Below are 20634 nucleotides of genomic sequence, written 5' to 3'. Positions count from 1 at the left end.
TGCGCGGATGTTCACCGCGGCCGGCCGGTTGGTCCACTCCCCCGCGGACCTGGTCGATCTGCTGGAATGCGACCACCGGAGTCTGCTCAAGCTCGCCCTGGCGCACGGCGTGCCCGGCACGCCGCAGCCCGATCCTCAGCGCGACGTCCTGGCCGCACGCCACGGCATCGCGCACGAGCAGGCGATCCTGGACCGGTTCCGTCGCGAGCACACCGTCGTGGAGATCCCGCAGCCCGCGCCCGTGCACGAGGACCTCGAACGCGCCGCCGCGCTGACCCGGCAGGCGATCGAGGCCGGTGCCGAGGTGATCTACCAGGCCGTCTTCTACGCGGACGGCTTCACCGGCCGCGCCGACTTCCTGGTCCGCACGGACCACGGCTACGAGCCGCACGACGCCAAGCTCGCCCGGCACCCCACGCCGTCGGCGGTCGTGCAGCTCACCGCGTACGCGCTCGCGCTCGGCGCGGACGCCGGCACGCACGCCCACCTGCTGCTCGGCGACGGGACCACGCGCACGTACCGCGTGGCCGACTTCGCACCGGTCGTGCGCAGTCTGCAAAACCGCGTAAGGGCCTTCGTGGAACCCACGCTGCCCGAACGGCTCTGGGACGACGAACGCCCCGCGTGCGCCACGTGCCGGTTCGCCAAGCACTGCGCCACCGGCCGTGAGCAGGACCGGGACCTGTCGCTGGTCGCGGGCATCCGGACGGACCAACGCCGCAAGCTGGTCAAGGCGGGTCTGGGCACGATCGACGCCCTGGCGAACGCCACCAACACCGAACGCCCGGCGGACATGTCGGCGGCCACGTTCACCGGTCTGCGCTCGCAGGCCGCGCTCCAGGTCATCCAGGACGACTCGCGCACGGCCGACGACCCGGTCGGCAAGGTCGCGTACGAGGTCGTCGGGCCGGACGCGCTGGCCGAACTGCCCGTGCCCAGCGCCGGGGACCTGTTCTTCGACATGGAGGGCGACCCGTTCGCGCTGGGCGGCGAGGGGTTGGAGTACCTGTTCGGCGTGACGACGGCCGACGAGTCGTTCCGGCCGTTCTGGGCGCACACCCGGCCCGGCGAGAAACGGGCGTTCGAGGAGTTCGTCGACTACGCCACCCAACGCCTCGACGCCTACCCCGACGCGCACGTCTACCACTACGCCCCCTACGAGTCGAGCGCGCTCAAGCGGCTGGCGGCGTTGCACGGCACCCGTGAGGAAGCCGTCGACACACTGTTGCGCTCGGGCGCGTTGGTCGACCTGTACGCCGTGGTGCGCAAGGCTTTGCGCATCTCGCAGCGGTCGTACTCGATCAAGTACCTGGAGCCGCTGTACATGCCGTCGAAGCGCGACGGCGACGTGACCACGGCCGTGTCGAGCATCGAGGCGTACGAGGAGTTCCTGACGCTCACGTCGCTGGGCGACGTCGCGCAGGCCGAAGAGGTGTTGAACGGCATCGCCGACTACAACGCCTACGACTGCCTGTCCACGCTGCGGCTCTACCGCTTCCTGGTGGAGATCCGGACCGAGGCGGGCATCGAACCGCGCGTCCCGGAGCCGTCCGACGAGATCATGGACGAGCTGGCCGAGGAGCGCCGCGCCGAACGCGCCGCCCGCTTGGCCGCCGTCGTGGACCCGCTGCTCGCCGGCCTGCCGGACAACCCGGCCGACTTCACCGACGACGAGCGGGCACGGGCGCTGCTGGCGGCGGCCGTGGGCTATCACCGCCGCGAGACGAACCCGGCGTGGTGGGACTTCTTCCGCCAGGTCGCCGCGCCGCTGCCCGACCTGGAGTCCGACAGCGCGTGCGCGGTGCCGGTGTCCGTGCGCGCCGAGGACTGGGTGCCGCCGGCGGGCCGGGTGCGCAAGGCCAAGCGCGAGGTGCGGGTGCGCTGCGACCCGGACCGGCCGCACCCGTTCGCCAAGGACGAGCAGGTGCGGCTGCTGTACAAGGGCGCGCGGACGCGGGATGCCGTGGTGCTCGGGGAGTCCGCCGAGGACATCGTGCTGCTGGAGAGCACGGCGCCGGACCTGGTGGACGGCGAGGCGCCGATCGCGGTGCTGCCGGGCAGCCCGGTACGGCCGACGCCCAAGGACGAGGCCGTGTACGAGCTGGCCCGGGACGTGGTGGCGGGCCTGCCCGCGTTGCCGGCGCACCCCGGCGTGGACCTCGTCCGGCGCACGCCCCCGCGGCTGCGCCTGGACGCGTTGCCGCGCACCGACGACCTGATCGCCGACGTGATCGCGGCCGTCGACGCGTTGGACGGCTCGACGCTGGCCGTGCAGGGGCCGCCGGGCGCGGGCAAGACCTACCTCGCGGGCCGGTTGATCGCGCACCTGATCCGGTCCGGCCGGTCGGTCGGGGTGACGTCCACCAGCCACAAGGCCGTGGAGAACGTGCTGTCGGCGGCGTTGGCGGCCGGAAGGGAACTCGGGGTGCCGATCCCCACCGCCAAACGGGCGAAGGGCACTCCGGCCAAGGACTGCGCGTGGGAGCAGCCGAAGGACAACGGCGCGTTGGTCCGCTGGCGCGGCGACCAGGGCGGCGGTCACCTGGTCGGCGGAACGGCGTGGACGTTCGCCAACGCGACGGTGCGCGAGCAGCCGTTCGACGTCCTCATCGTCGACGAGGCAGGACAGTTCGCGCTGGCCGACGCACTGGCCGTGTCCACGTGCACGCGGAACCTGGTGCTGCTGGGCGATCCGCAGCAACTGCCGCAGGTCGTCCAGGGCACCCACCCCGCCGGAGCGGACGCGTCCGCGCTGGGCCACCTGATCGGCGACGCGGACGTCATCCCGCCCGATCTGGGCTACTTCCTCGACCAGACCCGGCGGATGCACCCCGACGTGTGCGAGCCGGTGTCGAACCTGTCCTACGCGGGCCTGCTCAAGGCGCACCCGAGCGCGGCGGGACGCGGCGTCCAGGGGCTCGCGTCCGGCGTGTACCTGCGCGAGGTCGACCACCGGCACAACACCACGAGTTCGTCGGAAGAGGCGCACGTGGTGGTGGAACTGGTGAAATCAATGATGGGTCGATTGTGGACGGACGGTCCGGACGCGCGCGCGTTGACCGATTCGGACATCGTTGTCGTGGCGCCCTATAACCTTCAGGTCCGATTGGTCAAGCGGGCCTTGGAAAAACAGGGGTACGACGAGGTGCGCGTCGGCACCGTGGACCGTTTCCAGGGCCAGGAGGCGCCGGTCGTGATCACGACGATGACCTCGTCGGCGGCGGTCGACCTGCCGCGCGGGCTCGATTTCCTGTTGTCCCGCAACAGGATCAACGTCGCGCTGTCGCGTGCGCAGGCGATCGCGGTCGTCGTCTGCTCGCCGCGACTGGTCGAAGCGGACATTCGTGGAGTCGACCAATTGAGACTCGTGTCGGGCATGATCGGACTCGCGGCGGACGCCACCCGATGGCCCATCGAGGACCTTTATGACCAGAACCTATGACGCCATCAGGTGATCAGCTCTTAATGTCAATCCACGCGACACCTTCACCCTGCACCGAAGGAGATCGTGTGAACAGGAAATTCGCGCGCCTGGCACTGGGCGTGTTGACGACCGCACTGGCCCTGGTGGGCACCTCCACCGCGACCTCGGCGGCCCCGACCGCAGCAGCGGCCAGGACCGTCTACTACAGCGCCTCCGGCTACTCGGCGGAAGCCGACCAGGCCGCCCAGATCTGGAACTCGCGCGTGCCGAACCTGCGGCTCGTGCGCGGCGGCAACGCCACCATCCGGATCGCGGCGACCAACGGAGGCGGCTCCCGGGCCTATCCCTGCGGGACCGGGTGCGCCACGATCTACATCGACAACCGTGACGTCCAGGCGGGCAACTACGCGTTGCGGATCGTGGCACACGAGATCGGACACGGCCTCGGCCTGCCCGACACCTACAACGGCATCTGCTCGTACCTGATGTCGGGTGGCAGTGCGGGAACGTCCTGCCGCAACACCAACCCCAACGCCCAGGAGGCGAACCGGGTGAACCAGCTCTTCGCGGGTGGCTTCCTCGCCACCGAAGCCGGCACCCCCGGCGTCTACGCGCGGAGCTGATCTCCGGGAGGAGATGTCCAACGGGTTCAAGCTCGGCGGCCGGAACCGTTGGAAACGAGGGCCGGTGGACGCCACCAGCGTCCACCGGCCCGCTCGTCGTGCCGTGCCCAGGCGGTCAGGACTTGGGCAGGCCCGGCGGGTTGATCTCGGCCTTCTCCACGGCCTCGTTCTTCAGGCCCCAGCGGTCGAGGACCTCCTGGTACTTGCCGGTCTTGATCAGGTGGTCGATCGCCTCGGCGACCGGCTCGATCAGACCGCTGCCCTTCTTGGTGGTCGCGGCGATCTTGCCGATGATCGCGCCGCCGCCGGACAGCGTGCCGACGATCTCGGTCTTGCCGGACGTGACGACGTGGTAGGACGACGTCGGGTTCGGCCCGAGGTAGGCGTCGATGCGACCGGACTCCAGCGCCAGGTAGTAGTCCGAGGCGTTCTGGAAGTACTTGATGTCGACCGGCTTGAGCCCCTTGGCCTCGGCCTGCTTGCTCCACTCCACCAGGATCTTCTCCTGGTTGGTGCCGGAACCGACCGCGATGATCTTGCCCGCGACGTCCTCGGCCTTCTCGAACTTGAAGCCGCTGCCCTTCTTGGCCTCGAACGCCAGCGTGTCCAGGCGGTACGTGGCGAAGTCGTACTTCTCCTTGCGCGCCTCGGTCACCGTGATGTTGGAGACGCCCAGCGGGAACTGGCCGCTGTCCAGGCCGACGAACAGGTTCTCCCAGGACGCGACCTCGAGCTGCGCTTCCAGGCCGAGCACACCCGCGATCAGCACCGCGATGTCGGTCTCGACGCCGATCGGGGTCTTGTCGTCGGTGGCGTAGAAGCGCAGCGGCGGCTGGGTGCCCGACGACCCGCCCACGATCAGCTTGCCGGACTTGCGGATCGCCTCGGGCACCTTGGCCGCGATGGCGTCGACCTTGTCGGCCGTGATCCGGTTCTGCTCGGGCGCGAGGTTGATGGTCTTGCCGGACGCGACGACCTTGTCCTCGGCGCCACCCGCGGGCCCCGCCTCCGCACCCGCGCCGCACGCGGCCAGGGACAGCGCGGCAGCCGCCACCAGACCGGTGATCTTGATCTTTGACACCGTGGAACTCCTTGTTACAGAACTTTGGACAGGAACGAGCGGGTGCGGGGTTGCCGCGGGTCGTCGAGTACCTGGCTCGGCGGCCCCTGTTCGACGATCAGCCCGTCGTCCATGAAGACGACGGTGTCGGCGACCTCGCGGGCGAACCCGACCTCGTGCGTGACCACGACCATGGTCGTGCCGCCGCGGGCCAGGTCCTTGATGACGTCGAGCACCTCGCCGACCAGCTCGGGGTCGAGCGCGGACGTGGGCTCGTCGAACAGCAGCAGCTTGGGCTTGAGCGCCAGCGCGCGGGCGATCGCGACCCGTTGCTGCTGCCCGCCGGACAGGTGCCGGGGGTAGGCGTCCTCCTTGTCCGCCAAGCCGACGCGGGCGAGCAGCTCGCGGGCTTCGGCGCGCGCCTGGGCGGCCGGGCGGCGCTGGGCCGCGATCGGCGCCTCGACCACGTTCTCCAACGCGGTCAGGTGCGGGAAGAGGTTGAAGTTCTGGAACACGAACCCGATGTGGGTGCGCTGCTTGAGGATGTCGCGTTCCTTGAGTTCGTAGAGCTTGTCGCCGGACCGCCGGTAGCCGACGAGGTCGCCGTCCACGCTGACGTGGCCGCGGTCCACCTTCTCCAGGTGGTTGACCGTGCGCAGCAGCGTGGACTTGCCCGAGCCGGACGGGCCGAGGATCACGACCACCTCGCCGGTCCGCACCACCAGGTCCACGCCTTTCAGCACCTCGTTGGTGCCGAAACTCTTGTGGATGCCGCGCAGGTCGAGCATCACCTCTCCCATTTCCAGCCCGCCTTGTCCCTCGTGGCGCCCTTGGCGTAGCGCTTTTCCACGTAGTGCTGGATCACCGAGAGGACGGTGGTCAGCGCGATGTACCAGACGGTCGCGACCATGAGCAGCGCGACGACGCGGGCGTTGCGGCCGTAGATGACCTGGACCTGGTAGAAGAGTTCGCCGATCGCCACGACGGACACCACCGAGGTGCCCTTGAAAAGTGAGATGACTTCGTTGGCGGCGTTGGGCAGGATGGACCGCATGGCCTGCGGGAGGATGATCCGGCGGAACTGGTGGACCTTGGGGATGCCCAGGGCGGAGGCGGCTTCGAGCTGTCCGTGGTCGACGGCGATGATGCCGGAGCGGACGATCTCGGCGGCGTAGGCGGCCTGGTGCAGCGCGAGGCCGAGGACCGCGGCGCCCATCGGGCTGATGAGGTCCTTGGTGTCGACACCGAAGAACGTGGGGCCGAACGGGATGCCGAAGTGCAGTTCCTGGTACAGGTACGAGATGTTGAACCAGAACAGGAGCTGCACGATGAGCGGGATCGACCGGAAGGCCCAGATGTAGGTCCAGCTCACGCCGATGAGGAACGTGCTGCGGGACAGGCGCATGATCGCGAGGACCACGCCGAGCGCGAAGCCGATGACCGTGCCGTAGAGCGTCAGCTCCAGCGTGATCACGACCGCGCGCAGGATGGACTCGGCGGTGAAGAACTTGAAGAACGTCGGCCAGTCCCAGCCGGGGTTCGTGACGAGGCCGTTGACGAACATCGCGACGAGGACGAGGACCACGACGACGCCGACCCAGCGCCAGGGGTGGCGTGAGGGCACGACCTTGAGGCGGCTCAGGTCTGTCCCGGTCTCGTCGCCGGGTTCGTCGTCGGGTGCGCGGAGGCGTGGTTGTGCGGACACGCTCATGGTGGGGTCCTTACGTCTTCGTGGCCACCGCCGGACGCCTGGGCTTTTCCACCCGACCCGCAAGCGGTTCGGCGGCACCGTAAGCAGGGTTCGGTACCCCCAACAAGCAAGACCACCTGCTGAAATTCCATGACGGGGAATTGACAAGATCGGCCCCCGACACGTTTTCCTTAGCAAACCCGCGAGTTATGCCTTCGGACACCGCGAGTTGTACGTCCAGGCACCCCTCAAACCCGCGAGTCCTCCACTCGGACACCCCGAAACACACACTCGGACACCCCGGTCCCGACCCGAGTCCGCACTTGGTGGTGCCCGAACGCATGACTCGCGGCATCCGGCACCACGACACCCGAGCACCCGGACGCGGGTCCCCTTGGGGCCGAGTGCACATTTCGCGGTGTCCGAACGCACAACTCGCGGTGTCCGAACGCATGACTCGCGCGGCAGGGGGTGTCCGAGTGGAGGACTCGTGGGAGGGGCATGGGGTACAAAAGGGTGGTGAAGCGGTGGGTCTGGGTGGTGGTGGGACTGGTCGTCCTGGCCGGGTGTTCGGTGCCCGTGCCGGGCACGCCGGTGGCCGAAGGCCGGGCGATCGGCGTCAAGAAGACCTACCCCGAGGCCGTCATGCTGTGGATGGCCAACTGGTGCGGGGTGGCCGACTACCTCGTCGCGTCCGGCCAGACCGAGGTCGCCGAGCCGGCCGCCGATCCCGCCGTCGCCAAGAAGCAGCTCAGCGACCAGCTCGGCCGACTGGTCGACGTGCTCGACGTCGTCCTCCACGACCTCGGCGAACTCACCCCCGCACCCGCGCCCGCCGCCGAGACCGCGGTCGACATCGTCACCGAGCACCTCACCAAGGCCCGCGACAAGTTCGCCGCCGCCAAGGAGATCCTGGACGACGCCGACCGGCTCACCGACGACGTGTTCGCCTCCGTCACCAGGAACCTCGGCGACGCCACCGCGACGATGGCCGAGGCCGTCGAGAAGATGAACGCGATCACGCTCCCGCCGGACTTCGTCGAAGCCGGCAAGCAGACCGGGAACTGCACCGGGAAGTAGTTCCGCCGAAGGACGCAGGAGACGGTAGGCCGTTCAGTCCAATCCGGCCGGAAACCCGGACGCTCCGGACAAAAGTGGGGGCACGGCACCCATGTGCGCCCCCCTTCCACCTGTCACCTTGGTGCACGTGATCCCGTCCGCCGTGGCACGGCCCCTGACCGCGTGGTGGCACGCCGGCGTGCGCGACGTCGAGTCCGCCGAACCGCCGGACTGGGTCGACTTCGTCGAGAGCGCCACGGCCGCACCCGCCCACTGGTCCGGCGACGACTGGGTCGACGCGTTCGCGTTCGCCCTCCGCGCGCTCACCGCCAAAGCCGCCGCGGACCCCCGCCTGGACGCCGTCTTCACCGAACGGCTCGGCCGCCGGCTTGCCCGGACCGCCGCCCGCGCCCTCGTGCTCGAACTCAACCTGCGCCGCATCGCCGGCGAACTGCGCGGACGCACGTCCCGCGAACGGTTCGCGGACTTCGTCGACCGCCTGGACCTCCACGCGTTCCTGCGCCGCCACCCCGTCCTGGCCCGCCACCTCGGGCAGACCTGCCTGCGCGCCGCCGAAGCCCAGCTCGAACTGCTCGACCGGCTCGACCGGGACCACGACGACATCGTCGCCACGCTGCTGCACGGCACCGATCCCGGTCCCGTGCGCACCGTCGACACCGGCCGCGGCGACGCCCACCAGGGCGGGCGCACGGTCGCCGTGATCACCTACGCGGACGGCCGGAAGGTCGTCTACAAGCCACGCCCGGTCGCGACGCACGTGGCGTTCGAGGCGCTGCTGCGCTGGTTCGACGACCACACGGGCCTGGGCCTGCGCGTACCCCGCGCACTCGACCGCGGCGACCACGGCTGGCTGGAGTACGTCGACCACGCGCCGTGCGTGGACGTCACCGAGGTCGGCCGGTTCTACCAGCGGCTCGGCGCCCTGATCTCGTTGCTCTACGCGGTCGACGGCACCGACATGCACTACGAGAACCTCGTCGCCCACGGCGCCCACCCGGTCCTGGTCGACGTCGAGACGCTCTTCCACCCCACGGTCGGCATCCCGGCGGACCCGGCGGTGAAGGCGCTGGCCCGGTCCGTGCACCGGACCGCGATCCTGCCCCGCGTGCTGCTGGGCGAGCACGGCGCGCTCGACATCGGCGGCGTGGGCGGCGACCACGGCGACCGCCTGCCCGCCGACGGCGTGGCGTGGCTGCACCCGGCCACGGACCGGATGCGGTTGGTGCGCCGCCCCGTGCCCGTGCCGCCGGCGGTCAACCGGCCGGTGCTCGACGGGCTGATCGCGGAACCGGCCGACTACCGGGGCGCGCTGCTGGCCGGGTTCCGCACGGGCTACGACGCGTTGTTCGACCACCGCGACGACCTGCTCGCCGACGACGGCCCGCTGAACCGGTTCGCCGGCCTGCCGGTGCGGTTCGTGCCGCGCATGACCCAGCTCTATGCCACGCTGCTCGACGAGTCGACGCACCCGGACGCGCTGTCCACGAGCGCCGACCGCGACCAGGCGTTCGAGGCGTTGTGGCTGGACTCGGACCTGCCGCTGATGCGCGCCCTGGTCCCGCACGAGCTGGCCGACCTGTGGGCCGGGGACGTCCCGCTGTTCACCACGACGCCGGACAGCCGGGACGTGTCCGCCTCGCACGGCGCCGAACTCGTGGACCTGCTGCCGATCTCGGGCCTGGACGCGGTGCGCGCCAAGCTCCGCGAACTCGACGAGGTCGACCGCAACGACCAGCAGTGGCTGATCAGCGCCGCCCTGGCCAGCCGGCCGCGGCCGGTCGAGCACCGCACGGGCACGCCGCTGCCCGGTCCGGTCGCGGCCGGGGTGCCCGACCCGCAGCGGCTGCTGGTGGCCGCGTGCGGCATCGCCGACGAGGTCCTCGCGCACGCCACGGCCGACGGCGACCGGGTCAACTGGGTGGGCCTGGAACTCGTGGACGACCGGCACTGGGCGGTCGCGGCGATGGGCGCGGGACTGTCCACGGGTTACACGGGCGTGGCACTGTTCCTGGCCCAGCTCGGCGCGTTGACCGGTGCCGAGCGCTACACCGCGTTCGCCCGGGCCGCGCTGACGCCCGTGCCCGCGCTGCTGGAGGCGTTCGCGGCGGACACCGATCTCGCGGTCGCGGTCGGGCCCGGGGCGTTCCACGGGCTGGGCGGCATCGCGTACGCGTTGGCCCGCCTGGAAACCCTGCTCGACGACCCGGCGATCGGCGGGTGGCTGGCGCGCGCCGTGACCATCGCCGCCGACACCGTGGACGACGACGGCGCGAACGTGGTCGAGGGGCTCGCGGGCGGACTGGCGTCGATGCTGGCCGTGCACCGGGAAAGCGGGCAGGCGGCGGCCGGGCGTCTGGCCGGCGCGTACGCCGAGCGGCTCGTGACCGCGACGGCGGCCGGCGACGGGTTCGCGCGCGGCCGGGCCGGGGTGGGCTGGGCGTTGCTGCGGTACGCCCGCGAGTCCGGCGACCACCGGTTCGGCCCGCCCGGACGCGCGCACCTGCGGGCAGACCACGCGTTGCGGCAACGACTGCTCGACGTGGCCGAGGCCGACCACAGCTGGTGCTCGGGCCTGGCCGGCGCCGTGCTCGCGCACACCGCGCACCCCGGCTGCCCGGTCGACACCTACACTCCGCACCTCGACCGCTGCCTGAACGCATTGGCGGTGCATGAACCGTTGCGCGACCTGAGCCTGTGCCACGGCGAACTCGGCGTGGTCGAATCGCTGGCCGTGACCGCCGAACGCGGGCACGACCTGGCCGCCGCGACCCTGACCCGACGCGCGGGCCTCGTGCTCGGCGCGCTGGAGGAGTTCGGCGCCCGCTGCGGCACGCCCGGCGGCGTGCCCTCGGCCGGCCTGCTCACCGGCCTGTCCGGGATCGGCTACGGCCTGCTGCGACTGGCCTTCCCGGAGCGGGTGCCCTCCGTGCTCCTGCTGGAGACCCCTGAAAGTCCCTATCGCCACGAGGAGAACGACCGATGAGCAACGCCGCCCACGACGAGCCCGCGATCTGGAGCGAGGACCGCGACGGTGAGCACCCGGCCGGGGAGATGAGCGTGTCGGGCCGGTCGAGGACCGGTGCCCGCGCCCGTGCCCTGGCCGGCCTGACCCTGGCCGTCGGCGCCTACGCGGTGGTGGCCGCCGGCGTCGTCGAGAGCACGTCGGTGAGCGCGCCGACCCTGCTGCTGGGCTGACCGCACGCCGATCCCGGCGTGGTTTCCCGACCCTCTCGACCAGCGCCTCGGTCGGGTGGGCCGCCAGGCGACCGGTCGATCCGGTCACGCGTCAGGCGCGTGACCGGGCGGCCGGTGGGTGCCCGGTGTCGCGAGTCCCCTCGGGGCCGGCCCTGTCCCGGCCCGACTCGACGACGCGGCGCACACGGCGGTGTACTGCCCGCGCACACTGGGGGGCGGGCAGTACACCGCGTCGTCACTCGGTTTGGCACACGTCCGTGCGCGCTGACTAAAGTCGGTCCATGCAGACCCGCGCGCCGGTCGTGGTCGGCCGCGACGCCGAACTCCACACCCTGGAGCGGGCACTGGCCGACGCCGGTGCCGGGCGGGGACGCGCGGTCTTCCTCGTGGGCGAGGCCGGGATCGGCAAGACGCGGCTGGCACGGGTCGCCGCCGGGCTCGCGTTCGACCAGGGGTTGCGGGTCCTGCGCGGACGCAGCAGCACGATCGGTCCGATGATCCCCTTCCGGCCGCTGGCCGAGGCGTTGATGTCGTTGCTGCGCGGCGGACGTCCCGACGTCGACGGGCTGGGCCCTTACCGCACGGTCCTGGGCAGACTCGTTCCGGAGTGGAGCACGGACGCCTCCGGCGGCCACTCGGTGGTCGTGCTGGCCGAGGCGGTGCTGCGGCTGCTCGCGCTGGTCGGCCGGGACCGGCCCGCGCTGCTCGTGCTGGAGGACCTGCACGACGCGGACGCCGAGACGCTCGCCGTGATCGACTACCTGGTGGACAACCTGGAGGACGTGCCGACGGCCGTGGTCGTGACCACGCGGGCCGAACCGGGTGCCGCGCTCGACACGGTCCGCCTTGCCGCGCAACGGGGTGCGGGCACGCTGCTCGACCTGACCAGGCTCACCGAGCGGCAGGTGCGGTGCATGGCCGCGTCCTGTCTGGAGATCCCCGACCCCGAGGTGCCCGACGCGGTCGCCGAACGGCTGTGGTCCGACAGCGCGGGCAACCCGTTCGTCGTCGAGGAACTGTTGCACGGCATGGTGAACGGCGGCCTGCTGGTGCGCGGCGGCCACGGCTGGCAGGTGCTGGGCGAGCTGCGCCTGGACGTGCCCACGGCGTTGGTGCGCTCGATCGCGCACCGGACCGACCGCCTGGGCCCGCAGGGGCGCGAACTGCTGTCGGTGGCGGCCGTGCTGGGCCACCGGTTCCCGCTGCCGGTGTTGCGTCGGGTGACCGGGATGGACGACCGGAGCCTGCTCAACCACCTGCACGCGGGCGTGGCCGCGCAGCTCGTCACGCCGGACGAGCCGGTGCCCGACTGGTACGCGTTCCGCCACCCGCTGACGGCCGAGGCCTTACTGGCCCAGCTCTTCCCCGCCGACCGCGCCGACATCTCCCGGCGCACGGCCGACGCGGTCGAGGCGCTGTACCCGGACCTGCCCGGCGAGTGGTGCGCGCTCGTCGCGTCGCTGCGGTTGGACGCGGGCCAGACCGAACGCGCGGGCACGCTGCTGTCGGTCGCCGGGCGGCGGGCGCTCGCGGACGGCGCGGCCGGGTCGGCGGTGCGGCTGCTGGACCGGGCACACCGGCTGCTGGAAAGCGGTGTGGACGTGCACATCCGCGCCGACGTGCTGGACTGCCTGCTGCCCGCGCTGGGCGAGGCGGGCCGGTTCGACCGGGCGTTCGCGTTGGCCGACACGATCGCCGAACTCGGCGCGGCCGGACTGTCCCGCGTGCGGCAGGCCGAGCTGCGCACGAAGTTGGCGCAGGTCGCGCACCTGGCCGGGTGGTGGGACGACGGCGCGGCGCAGGTCGAGGCGGCGCGGGCGTTGCTGGGGCCGGACGCGGACGACGAGCACACGGCGCGGATCGACGCGGTGGCGGCGTTCCTGACGTTGAACGCCCGGCGGCCCGACCGGATCGCCCGTGCCGAGGAGTTGGCCCGGCGCGCGGTGGAGGCGGCGACCCGCGTGCCGCTGCCGGCCGTGGGGTGCGAGGCGTGGCAGTTGCTGGGCGTGCTGGCGCGTGACCGCGACCTGGCCGAGGCGGTCGGGCACTTCACGCGGGCGCGGGTCCTGGCCGAGGAGAACGGGTTGCCGATCCAGCGGGCGCACGCCGTGGTGCGGCACGCCGGGCTGGTGTGGCTGGCCGAGGGGTCGTCCGACGAGCTGGCCGAGGCCCGCGAGGAGGCGTTGCGGGTCGGGGCGATCGCCGTGGCGTACAACGTGGACGCGATCCTCGGGCTGGATTCCGTGCTGCGCGGCGACTTCCCGGAGGCGGCGCCGCGGCTGGACCGCTGCGCGACCGGTGTCAAACGTTTGCGGCTCAAGTCGATGCAGCTCTACGTGTTGATGGCGCGGGCGTCCTCCGCCGCGCACCAGGGTCGGCGGTCCGACATGGACGCGGCGATCGCGGCGTTCGACGACCTGGGCGGCGTCGGGTCGCAGGAGCGGCCGTTGTGCCACGGGTTGGCGCGGGCGTTCTGCGCCCTGCTGGAGGAGGACCGGCCGCTGGCCGAGGCCGACCTCGCGCGGGCCATGGAGTACGAGGCGCAGACGCCGACCACGTTCCACCTGTCGGGCACGCACGGGTTGCGGTTGCTGCTGGACGTGTTGGGTCGGCGGATGGACCGGGCGCGGTTCGTGGAGATCACCGCGTCGGCGGCGGCCGGGATGCGGTGGAACCGCGTGTTCGAACGGGCGGCGCACGCGGTGCTGCTGGGTCGGGAAGGGCGGTTCGACGAGGCCGAGGCGGCGGTCGCGGCGGCGGTGGACGCGGGCGCGATCTACCCGGTGGCGCGGGCGTTGGCGTTGCGCCTGGTGTCCGAGGCGGCGGTCGCGGACGGGTGGGGCGAGCCGGTGGTGTGGCTGCGGGCGGCCGAGGAGCACTTCCACGCCAACGGTGGGCCGGCCGCGGCGGCGGCCTGCCGGGCGTTGCTGCGCCAGGCCGGCGCGTCGGTCCCCCAACGCCGGACCGGCTCCGAACTGGTCCCGTCCTCGCTGCGCACCCTGGGCGTGACCGTCCGCGAGTTCGAGGTGTTCCGGTTGTTGGCGGGACGGCTGGGGAACAAGGCCATCGCGTCACGGTTGCACATCTCGCCGCGGACCGTGGAGAAGCACGTCGCCAGCCTGATCACGAAGACCGCCCAACCCGATCGCGAGTCGTTGAGCACGCTGGCCGCCTCCCTCACCCCCTGAGCCCGGGGCTTCCACCTCGCGAGTCCTCCACCCAGACACCTCCTTCCGGGTACCGTCGCGCCCGCGAACGCGCGAGTTATGCACTCAGACACCGCGAGTTGTGCACTCAGGCACCGCGAGTTGTGCGTTCAGGCACTGCGAGTCGTGCGTTCGGCGGCGCGGTGGGGATCGTGGGGTGTGCGTTGTGTGGGTGCTCGGATCTTGCCTTGCTTGTCGTGCCCTGTCGGGTGCGGTCGCGGACCTGGGTGACTGATCCGCCGCGCTCAAGCACATGCCCGGATAGGGGTTCGAGGGGCATGATCGGGCCCATGGCCGTCCTCACCCGCCCCGAGAAGTTGGTCGGCGACGTCCTCATCCGGACGGCCGTGCCCGGCGAGGAGGAGGTGATCCTCGACCTCCTGTCCGAAGCCGCCGCCTGGATCATCGGGCTGGGCATCGAGCAGTGGCCGGCGCGGTTCGCCGCGGAGTCGGTCCGGGTCAGGATCGAGGCGGGGCAGGCGCTTCTGGTGGGTGACCCGCCCGTCGCCACGCTCGTGGTCGCCGACGAGGACGAGTTCTGGGGCGACGATCCCGAACCGGCCTACTACGTCTCCCGGCTGACGGTGTCCCGAAGCGCGCGTGGTCTGGGCGCGACCCTGCTCGACTGGGTCTCGGGCAAAGCCGTCGAGCACGGGCGGCACGCCGTGCGCCTGGCCACGGCGAGCGGCAACCCCGGTCTGCGCCGGTACTACGAGGCGGCGGGCTTCCGGCACGTGGCCGACCCGCCCCGCGCACGCTGGCCCATCAGCCTCTACGAACGGAAAGTCAACCCGACGACCGGCTCTAACCGGGGCTGACGGCGTCCACTAGGACTCCACGCATGAAAATCTTACTGGCGTTGTCCTTCGTGGCCGGGACGTTGCTCGTGGGCACGGCGCAGGCTCAGGCCGTCGGGGAACCCGATGTCACGCGCGGTCCCTGTGCGTACACGAAAACCCCCGACGAGCCGCCCGCCCGTCCGGTGGGGCTGCCGCGGGACCCGCGGCACACGCCGGACCGGGGCAAGGTCGAGGTGGTCCTGCAGACCAACCACGGGCCGATCCCGTTGAAGCTCGACCGTGCACAGGCGCCGTGCACCGTCCAAAGCTTCCTGCACCTGCTCGACCGGAAGTTCTACGACCGGACGTTCTGCCACCGGATCACCGCGTACGCCACGCTCAAGGTCCTCCAGTGCGGTGACCCGTCCGGCACGGGTGAAGGCGGTCCGGGCTACAAGTACAAGGACGAGCTGCCCAAGAACCTGCCGCCCGCGCCCAACGACCCGACCGGTGAGCGGCGGATCTACCCGCGCGGCACGCTGGCCATGGCCAACGCGGGGCCGGACACCAACGGCAGCCAGTTCTTCCTGGTGACGGCGGACTCGACGCTGCGGCCCAACTACACCGTCTTCGGCACGATCGGCGAGTCCGGGCTGCGCACGCTCGACAAGATCGCCGCGGCCGGGATCAAGCCGACGCCGGAGAACCCGGCACCGGTCGACGGCGCACCCGCCAAGCAGGTCGACATCCGCAAGGCCAAGCGCGACTGCTAGACCGGCGCGACGACCCGGATGTCGGCGTTCCAGTCGGTGAAGGTGTGGACGGTGCGCCGGAAGTCCTTGTCCTCCAACGTCTTCAGCACCTGTTCCACCTTCACCGGCAGGTCGCCCGGACCCACCCACACCGTCGCCGACGCGGTGAAGCCGGACGCGTACGCCGCGTTCAGCCGGGCCCGGGCCTCCGGGTCGGTCACGTTCCCGGCCTGCTGCCGCAGGTCGACGAGCACCGTGTAGCGGTGGGTCGCGACGCCGTTCACGGTGTCCGCCTCGGACGCCACGAGCAGCGAGCCGCCCAGCGACTCCACCACCGCGACCGGGTCGACCGTGTCGGCCACGTCGGCGAACGCCATCCCGGTACGGCCGGGCACCCGGTCGTCGGTGGCGTGCCGGGTCCACGCCGCACCCGAAGTGCGCGCGAAACCCTTGTCCGCCAGGGACACCACGTCGATCACCGAGTCCTCGCGCAACGCGACGAGCCGCCCTTCACGGGCGCGCAACAGGCCGCCCTCCAGCCGGACCGTGCGGCCGGACATCGTGGTCTCGGTCGTGAACCGGACCGACGACTGGGCCTGCGCCCGCTCCGACAGCGACACGACCAACGGCGGCGCGTCCTCGAACACCTCGCCCGGGGTCGGTGCGGGCAGCGGTGTGCGGGCCGTACAGCCGACCAGCGACCCGAGAACGAGGACCAAGGCGAACGCGATCCGGTACATGACTCCCCCGTGGCGTGAACGTGGTCATCCTCTCGTATCCGATCGCGTCGCGTGACAAGAACCCTGGGTTAGCGTGACGTCATGGCATCCGTCCTGTCGTTGAACGTGGCCGAACGCGTCGAGTTCCCCGTCGTCTTCGGCTCGACCGGCATCCACAAGCGCCCGGTCGAGGGTCGGGTCGCGGTGCGCGCGCCCGGCCCGTCGGGCACGGGTGGCAGCGGGATCGTCGGCGACCACGTGGCCGACCTGCGGGTGCACGGCGGTGACGACAAGGCCGTCTACGCCTACGCCCGTGAGGACCTGGACGACTGGGCCGCCGAACTCGGCCGCGACCTGCCGGCGGGCCTGTTCGGCGAGAACCTGACCACGCTCGGGGTGTCGCTCACGGAAGCCCGGATCGGCGAGCGGTGGCGCATCGGTTCGGCGGTGTTGCGGGTCGCCGGGCCGCGCGTGCCGTGCCGGACGTTCGCCCTGGTCATGGACGAGCCCGGCTGGGCGAAGCGGTTCATCGCCCGCGCGGTGCCCGGCGCCTACTTCGCCGTGGCCGAGCCGGGCGAACTCGGGACGGGCGACGCGATCGAGGTCGAGCACCGGCCGGACCACGACGTGACGATCGGGTTGGCGTTCCGCGCGGTCACGCTGGAACCCGACCTGCTGCCCCGCCTGCTCGCGGCCGGCGACGACCTGCCCGCCCGCGTGCGGGAACGGGTGGAGCGCCGCGCGACCTACAGCCCGGAGAGCTGAGCGAACTCCTCGTCGGTCAGCTCGATCTTCGCGGCGGCGACGTTCTCCGCCAGGTGCGCGAGCGAGGACGTGCCCGGGATCGGCAGGATGTTGGGCGCCCGCCGCAGCAGCCAGGCCAGGGCGAGCTGCGCCGGAGTGGCGCCGTGGTCGCGGCTCGCCTGGTCGAGCACGCCGCCGGGCCGGGCCAGGTCGCCGGTCGCGACCGGGTACCACGGGATGAACGCGATCTCGTGCTCGATCGTGTAGTCGAGCACCTTCTCGTGCTTGCGGTCGGCGAGGTTGTACAGGTTCTGCACGCTCGCGATCTCGGTGATCTCCCGCGCGGCGGCCAGCTCGTCGACGTCCACTTCGGACAGTCCGACGTGGCGGACCTTGCCCTCGTCCACGAACTTCTTCAACTCGCCGATCTGGTCGGCCAACGGCACCGACGGGTCGATGCGGTGCAACTGGAACAGGTCGATCCGCTCGACCCCGAGCCGGACCAGGCTCTGCTCCAAGGCGTGCCGCAGGTATTCGGGACGGCCCAACGGCACCCAGTCCGTCCGGCTGGGACGCACCAGACCGGCCTTGGTGGCGATCACCAGGTCGTCGGCGTACGGGTGCAGCGCGCGGCGGATCAGGTCCTCGCTGACGTGCGGGCCGTACGAGTCGGCGGTGTCGATGAACGTGACGCCGAGTTCGACCGCACGCCGCAGGACGGCGATCGCGTTCTCCGGGTCGTCCGGGTAGCCCCAGATGCCGGGACCGGTGATCCGCATGGCCCCGTAGCCGAGCCGGCCGACGGTCAGGTCTCCACCCAGTGCATAGGTTTCGGACACTCGAACGCTCCTCAGGAAGTCTTCCGAAGTCTCACCGCGGAGGAACCCCGTCCCCTCCCCGAATGTTCCCCACGCATTCGGGACTCCCGACATTCGCCGGTCGGGAATAGTCCGGATGCCCGTGGTTTCGACCGTCCCTACGGTGGTAAGCGAGGTACACGACGTCATCGATCCGGGGAGGGATCATGAACAGGAAAGTAGGTCGGGCAGGAGCCGTGATAGGGGCTTCGCTGCTGGGACTGGCCGCGCTGTTCGCGACGACGGGAACGGCGAACGCCGCCCCGTCCGCGTGTCGCACCAGCACCAAGAGCTTCGACATCCCCAACAACCTCGACCCGACCGTGCACATCGAGTTGTGCGTGCGGCAGGACGACGCCGACGTCATCGCCACCGCGCACGTGGAGTGGAACCGGGGCTCCATCGGCACGGTCGGCCAGGCGTTCGACACGTTCGACTTCGACCTGCGGCTGGAGCGCGACGACGTCACGCAGTCGCGGGCCGCGTGCAACGTGAAGGACCGCATCAACGACCAGAAGAACGGCGACCACTACTGCTACACGAGCTGGAAGCGCAAGGGCAGCGCCAAGACGTGGTCGGCCGACGGCACCGTCAAGTACAACATCAACAACGACGGCAAGGGCGACTACACCTGGCAGTTGACCGGGACGCCGCGCATCTGATCGACGCGCTGATCGACGACGGGCCGCGTCCGGTGTGCACCGGACGCGGCTCCACCACCCGGGACCCTGCGGGCATCACCTCGGTTCAGTCGTCGACTATCTCGAACAACACGGGGAAGAGGGCGGCGTCGAACACGGACGGCACACCCGAGACGAAACAGATCCCGGGGCGCAGTCGGCCGTCGCACACGCGGGTCACCGTCGAGCGGTTCAGGCCGACCGCCGGGACAGCGCGTGGTCGGACCGGTAGCCGGCTTTGCGGGCGAACGTCCGGAATGCCTCTCCCCCGCCGCGTAAGCGGACGTGTTTTTGCGTGGCGCGTTCGGGCACGGGCGTCAGGCGATCGAGGCCAGGTACTCCACGAGGTGGTCGTGCAACTTCGTCGCGGCCAGGTGGGTCAGGACCAGGTCCAGGTCGCCGTCGTACCCGATCTCGATCTCGTCCGGCGACGTCCGGACCTTCATCGGGGCGTCCCCGTAGATCTTGATGTAGCAGGACTGTCGGACACTGCCGGTCAGGTTCATGGGATACTCCTTGCCAGGGATTTCACTCCAATGGATGCGCAGCGAAAGTTTGTCTGCGCAATGCGGAATAGGTCAATACCCCGAATGAGCTAACGTTTTTCAGGACCGGGCCGGAGCCCTATCATTCGCTGCATGGTCCGCAGCACTCCCAAAGCAATGGCGCTCGGCGCGAAAATCCGTACGGAACGCGAGACGCGGTCGATGACCCAACGCAACCTCGCACGTAAACTGGGGCTCGACAGCGGCACGATGAGCCGCATCGAGACCGGAGAACGGCCACCCACGGCCGAACTGGCGGCAGCCATCCTCGGCGCCCTCGGGGTGACCGGTGAACGCCGCGAGGAAATCCTCACCTTGGCGCGTGGAGACAACACATCGGGGACGGCCTGGGTCGCCGTCGGCATGCCCGAACAGAGGACGCAGCTTGACGCGCTCCTGCAACTGGAGCAGTTGGCCGGCGTCGTTGTGGACGTCAACCCACTGGTGATCCCCGGCCTCCTCCAGTCCAGCGGTTACACACGAGCCGTGATGCGTGCCGCGCGCGTACCCGACAACGAGATCGAGACCCGAGTCGCGATCAGGATGGGCCGCCGCGAAATCCTGACGCGGCCCAATCCGATCAAGTTCACGGCGCTGATCAGCGCGAACGTACTCCGCCAGTCGGTAGGCGGACCCGACGTGATGGCTGATCAGTTGGACCATCTGCTCGGGATGGCCAGACTGGACAACGTGGAACTCCGAGCCTTCCCAGTGGAGACCGACTGGCACGACGGGCTCTACGGGCCGTTCACGGTCCTGACCATCGCCGCCGGGAGGTCGGTCGTCCACCTGGAGAACCGCGTGTCGGGACTGTTCATCCAGGATGATCACGACGTCGCGGACTTCGAGGACGCCGCGCGGAGGGTGCGGGACATGTCGATGAGCGAAGAAGCAACAATCGACCTCATCGAGCACGAGGCACGACGAATGAAGAAAGGGACCGAATGAGCACCGCACCCCGCTGGCGGAAGTCCAGACACAGCGGCGCAAACACGAACTGCGTCGAGATTGACAGCACCCTGACCGCCATCCGGGACACCAAGAACCCTGCCGCGGTCCTCCGTTTCTCCGACGCAACAATGTCCCGCTTCCTGACGCGGGTCGCACGACAGAGTTGATCTACGAGGTGCCGCGTCCACGCGTTGCGTGGGCGCGGCACTTTCACGTCCGACGGACCCACCTCTCACCAGACTTCCACAGCCACCGCCTTCAGAACGTCCGACGAGTCGAGTGCTGCGGCATCTTCGTCCATGTGGGCAAAAATCACGTCGCGAACACTA

General features: G+C 70.7%; 18 protein-coding genes. 12 read left to right on the top strand and 6 right to left on the bottom strand.

Annotated features, from left to right (window positions below):
* Positions 1-7: 7 nt before the first annotated feature.
* On the top strand, positions 8-3442 hold the full coding sequence (locus tag F4559_RS09325; protein ID WP_184667591.1) for a TM0106 family RecB-like putative nuclease: 3435 nt from the start codon (positions 8-10) through the stop codon (positions 3440-3442).
* Positions 3443-3510: 68 nt separating this feature from the next.
* The gene (locus F4559_RS09320; protein ID WP_184667589.1) at positions 3511-4047 is read left to right on the top strand and encodes a snapalysin family zinc-dependent metalloprotease; all 537 of its coding nucleotides are present in this window, start codon (positions 3511-3513) and stop codon (positions 4045-4047) included.
* A gap of 115 nt (positions 4048-4162) precedes the next feature.
* Here F4559_RS09320 and F4559_RS09315 read toward each other — a convergent pair whose 3' ends face one another.
* The 3 genes from F4559_RS09315 to F4559_RS09305 are packed head-to-tail and all read right to left on the bottom strand — an operon-like array spanning position 4163 to position 6818.
* Positions 4163-5128 carry an ABC transporter substrate-binding protein gene (locus F4559_RS09315; RefSeq protein ID WP_184667587.1) on the bottom strand — a complete coding sequence of 322 codons (966 nt, stop codon included), beginning with the start codon at positions 5126-5128 and terminating at the stop codon, positions 4163-4165.
* Between the two features lie 14 nt (positions 5129-5142).
* Positions 5143-5907 (bottom strand): amino acid ABC transporter ATP-binding protein, encoded by a 765-nt coding sequence (locus F4559_RS09310; protein ID WP_281386285.1) that lies wholly within the window; start codon positions 5905-5907, stop codon positions 5143-5145.
* A complete protein-coding gene (locus F4559_RS09305; RefSeq protein ID WP_184667585.1) occupies positions 5895-6818 on the bottom strand; it encodes an amino acid ABC transporter permease in 924 nt (307 codons plus the stop codon). The genes F4559_RS09310 and F4559_RS09305 overlap by 13 nt, the downstream gene beginning before the upstream one ends.
* A 480-nt stretch (positions 6819-7298) precedes the next feature.
* Here F4559_RS09305 and F4559_RS09300 point away from each other — a divergent pair, with 480 nt between their 5' ends.
* The 6 genes from F4559_RS09300 to F4559_RS09275 all read left to right on the top strand — a co-directional run bounded on the left by F4559_RS09300 (position 7299) and on the right by F4559_RS09275 (position 15830).
* Positions 7299-7877: a hypothetical protein gene (locus F4559_RS09300; RefSeq protein ID WP_184667583.1), complete on the top strand. Its 579-nt coding sequence runs from the start codon at positions 7299-7301 to the stop codon at positions 7875-7877.
* Between the two features lie 127 nt (positions 7878-8004).
* On the top strand, positions 8005-10860 hold the full coding sequence (locus F4559_RS09295; RefSeq protein WP_184667581.1) for a type 2 lanthipeptide synthetase LanM family protein: 2856 nt from the start codon (positions 8005-8007) through the stop codon (positions 10858-10860).
* A complete protein-coding gene (locus F4559_RS09290; RefSeq protein WP_184667579.1) occupies positions 10857-11072 on the top strand; it encodes a hypothetical protein in 216 nt (71 codons plus the stop codon). The genes F4559_RS09295 and F4559_RS09290 overlap by 4 nt, the downstream gene beginning before the upstream one ends.
* Before the next feature lie 281 nt (positions 11073-11353).
* Positions 11354-14260, top strand: a complete 2907-nt coding sequence (locus F4559_RS09285) for a helix-turn-helix transcriptional regulator (RefSeq protein ID WP_184667577.1) — start codon at positions 11354-11356, stop codon at positions 14258-14260.
* A gap of 308 nt (positions 14261-14568) precedes the next feature.
* On the top strand, positions 14569-15096 hold the full coding sequence (locus F4559_RS09280; protein WP_184667575.1) for a GNAT family N-acetyltransferase: 528 nt from the start codon (positions 14569-14571) through the stop codon (positions 15094-15096).
* A 23-nt stretch (positions 15097-15119) separates the two neighbouring features.
* On the top strand, positions 15120-15830 hold the full coding sequence (locus tag F4559_RS09275; RefSeq protein ID WP_184667573.1) for a peptidylprolyl isomerase: 711 nt from the start codon (positions 15120-15122) through the stop codon (positions 15828-15830).
* Here F4559_RS09275 and F4559_RS09270 read toward each other — a convergent pair.
* Positions 15827-16549, bottom strand: coding sequence for a hypothetical protein (locus F4559_RS09270; RefSeq protein WP_184667571.1), 723 nt, complete (start codon positions 16547-16549; stop codon positions 15827-15829). The two genes, F4559_RS09275 and F4559_RS09270, sit on opposite strands and share 4 nt — an antisense overlap.
* A gap of 81 nt (positions 16550-16630) precedes the next feature.
* Between F4559_RS09270 and F4559_RS09265 the strand changes: the two genes are divergently transcribed.
* Complete coding sequence (locus F4559_RS09265; protein WP_184667568.1) at positions 16631-17293, top strand: MOSC domain-containing protein; 663 nt, start codon at positions 16631-16633, stop codon at positions 17291-17293.
* Here the strand turns inward: F4559_RS09265 and F4559_RS09260 are convergent.
* On the bottom strand, positions 17275-18111 hold the full coding sequence (locus tag F4559_RS09260) for an aldo/keto reductase (protein WP_312865539.1): 837 nt from the start codon (positions 18109-18111) through the stop codon (positions 17275-17277). The genes F4559_RS09265 and F4559_RS09260 overlap by 19 nt on opposite strands.
* 185 nt (positions 18112-18296) lie before the next feature.
* Between F4559_RS09260 and F4559_RS09255 the strand changes: the two genes are divergently transcribed.
* On the top strand, positions 18297-18791 hold the full coding sequence (locus tag F4559_RS09255; protein WP_184667564.1) for a hypothetical protein: 495 nt from the start codon (positions 18297-18299) through the stop codon (positions 18789-18791).
* 335 nt (positions 18792-19126) lie between these two features.
* Here F4559_RS09255 and F4559_RS09250 read toward each other — a convergent pair whose 3' ends face one another.
* Positions 19127-19315: a hypothetical protein gene (locus F4559_RS09250; RefSeq protein WP_184667562.1), complete on the bottom strand. Its 189-nt coding sequence runs from the start codon at positions 19313-19315 to the stop codon at positions 19127-19129.
* A gap of 132 nt (positions 19316-19447) precedes the next feature.
* Between F4559_RS09250 and F4559_RS09245 the strand changes: the two genes are divergently transcribed.
* Together F4559_RS09245 and F4559_RS09240 are read left to right on the top strand one after the other, a co-directional pair.
* On the top strand, positions 19448-20302 hold the full coding sequence (locus tag F4559_RS09245) for a helix-turn-helix domain-containing protein (protein ID WP_184667560.1): 855 nt from the start codon (positions 19448-19450) through the stop codon (positions 20300-20302).
* Entirely contained in the window at positions 20299-20472 is a 174-nt protein-coding gene (locus tag F4559_RS09240) for a DUF397 domain-containing protein (protein WP_184667558.1), read from the top strand. Before F4559_RS09245 ends, F4559_RS09240 begins: the two co-directional genes overlap by 4 nt.
* The last annotated feature ends 162 nt before the right edge of the window (positions 20473-20634 follow it).

The organism is Saccharothrix violaceirubra (genome assembly GCF_014203755.1).
Lineage (GTDB): Bacteria > Actinomycetota > Actinomycetes > Mycobacteriales > Pseudonocardiaceae > Actinosynnema > Actinosynnema violaceirubrum.
The sequence above is the reverse complement of the archived record's forward strand: the minus strand, read 5'-3'. Positions and strand labels throughout refer to the sequence as shown.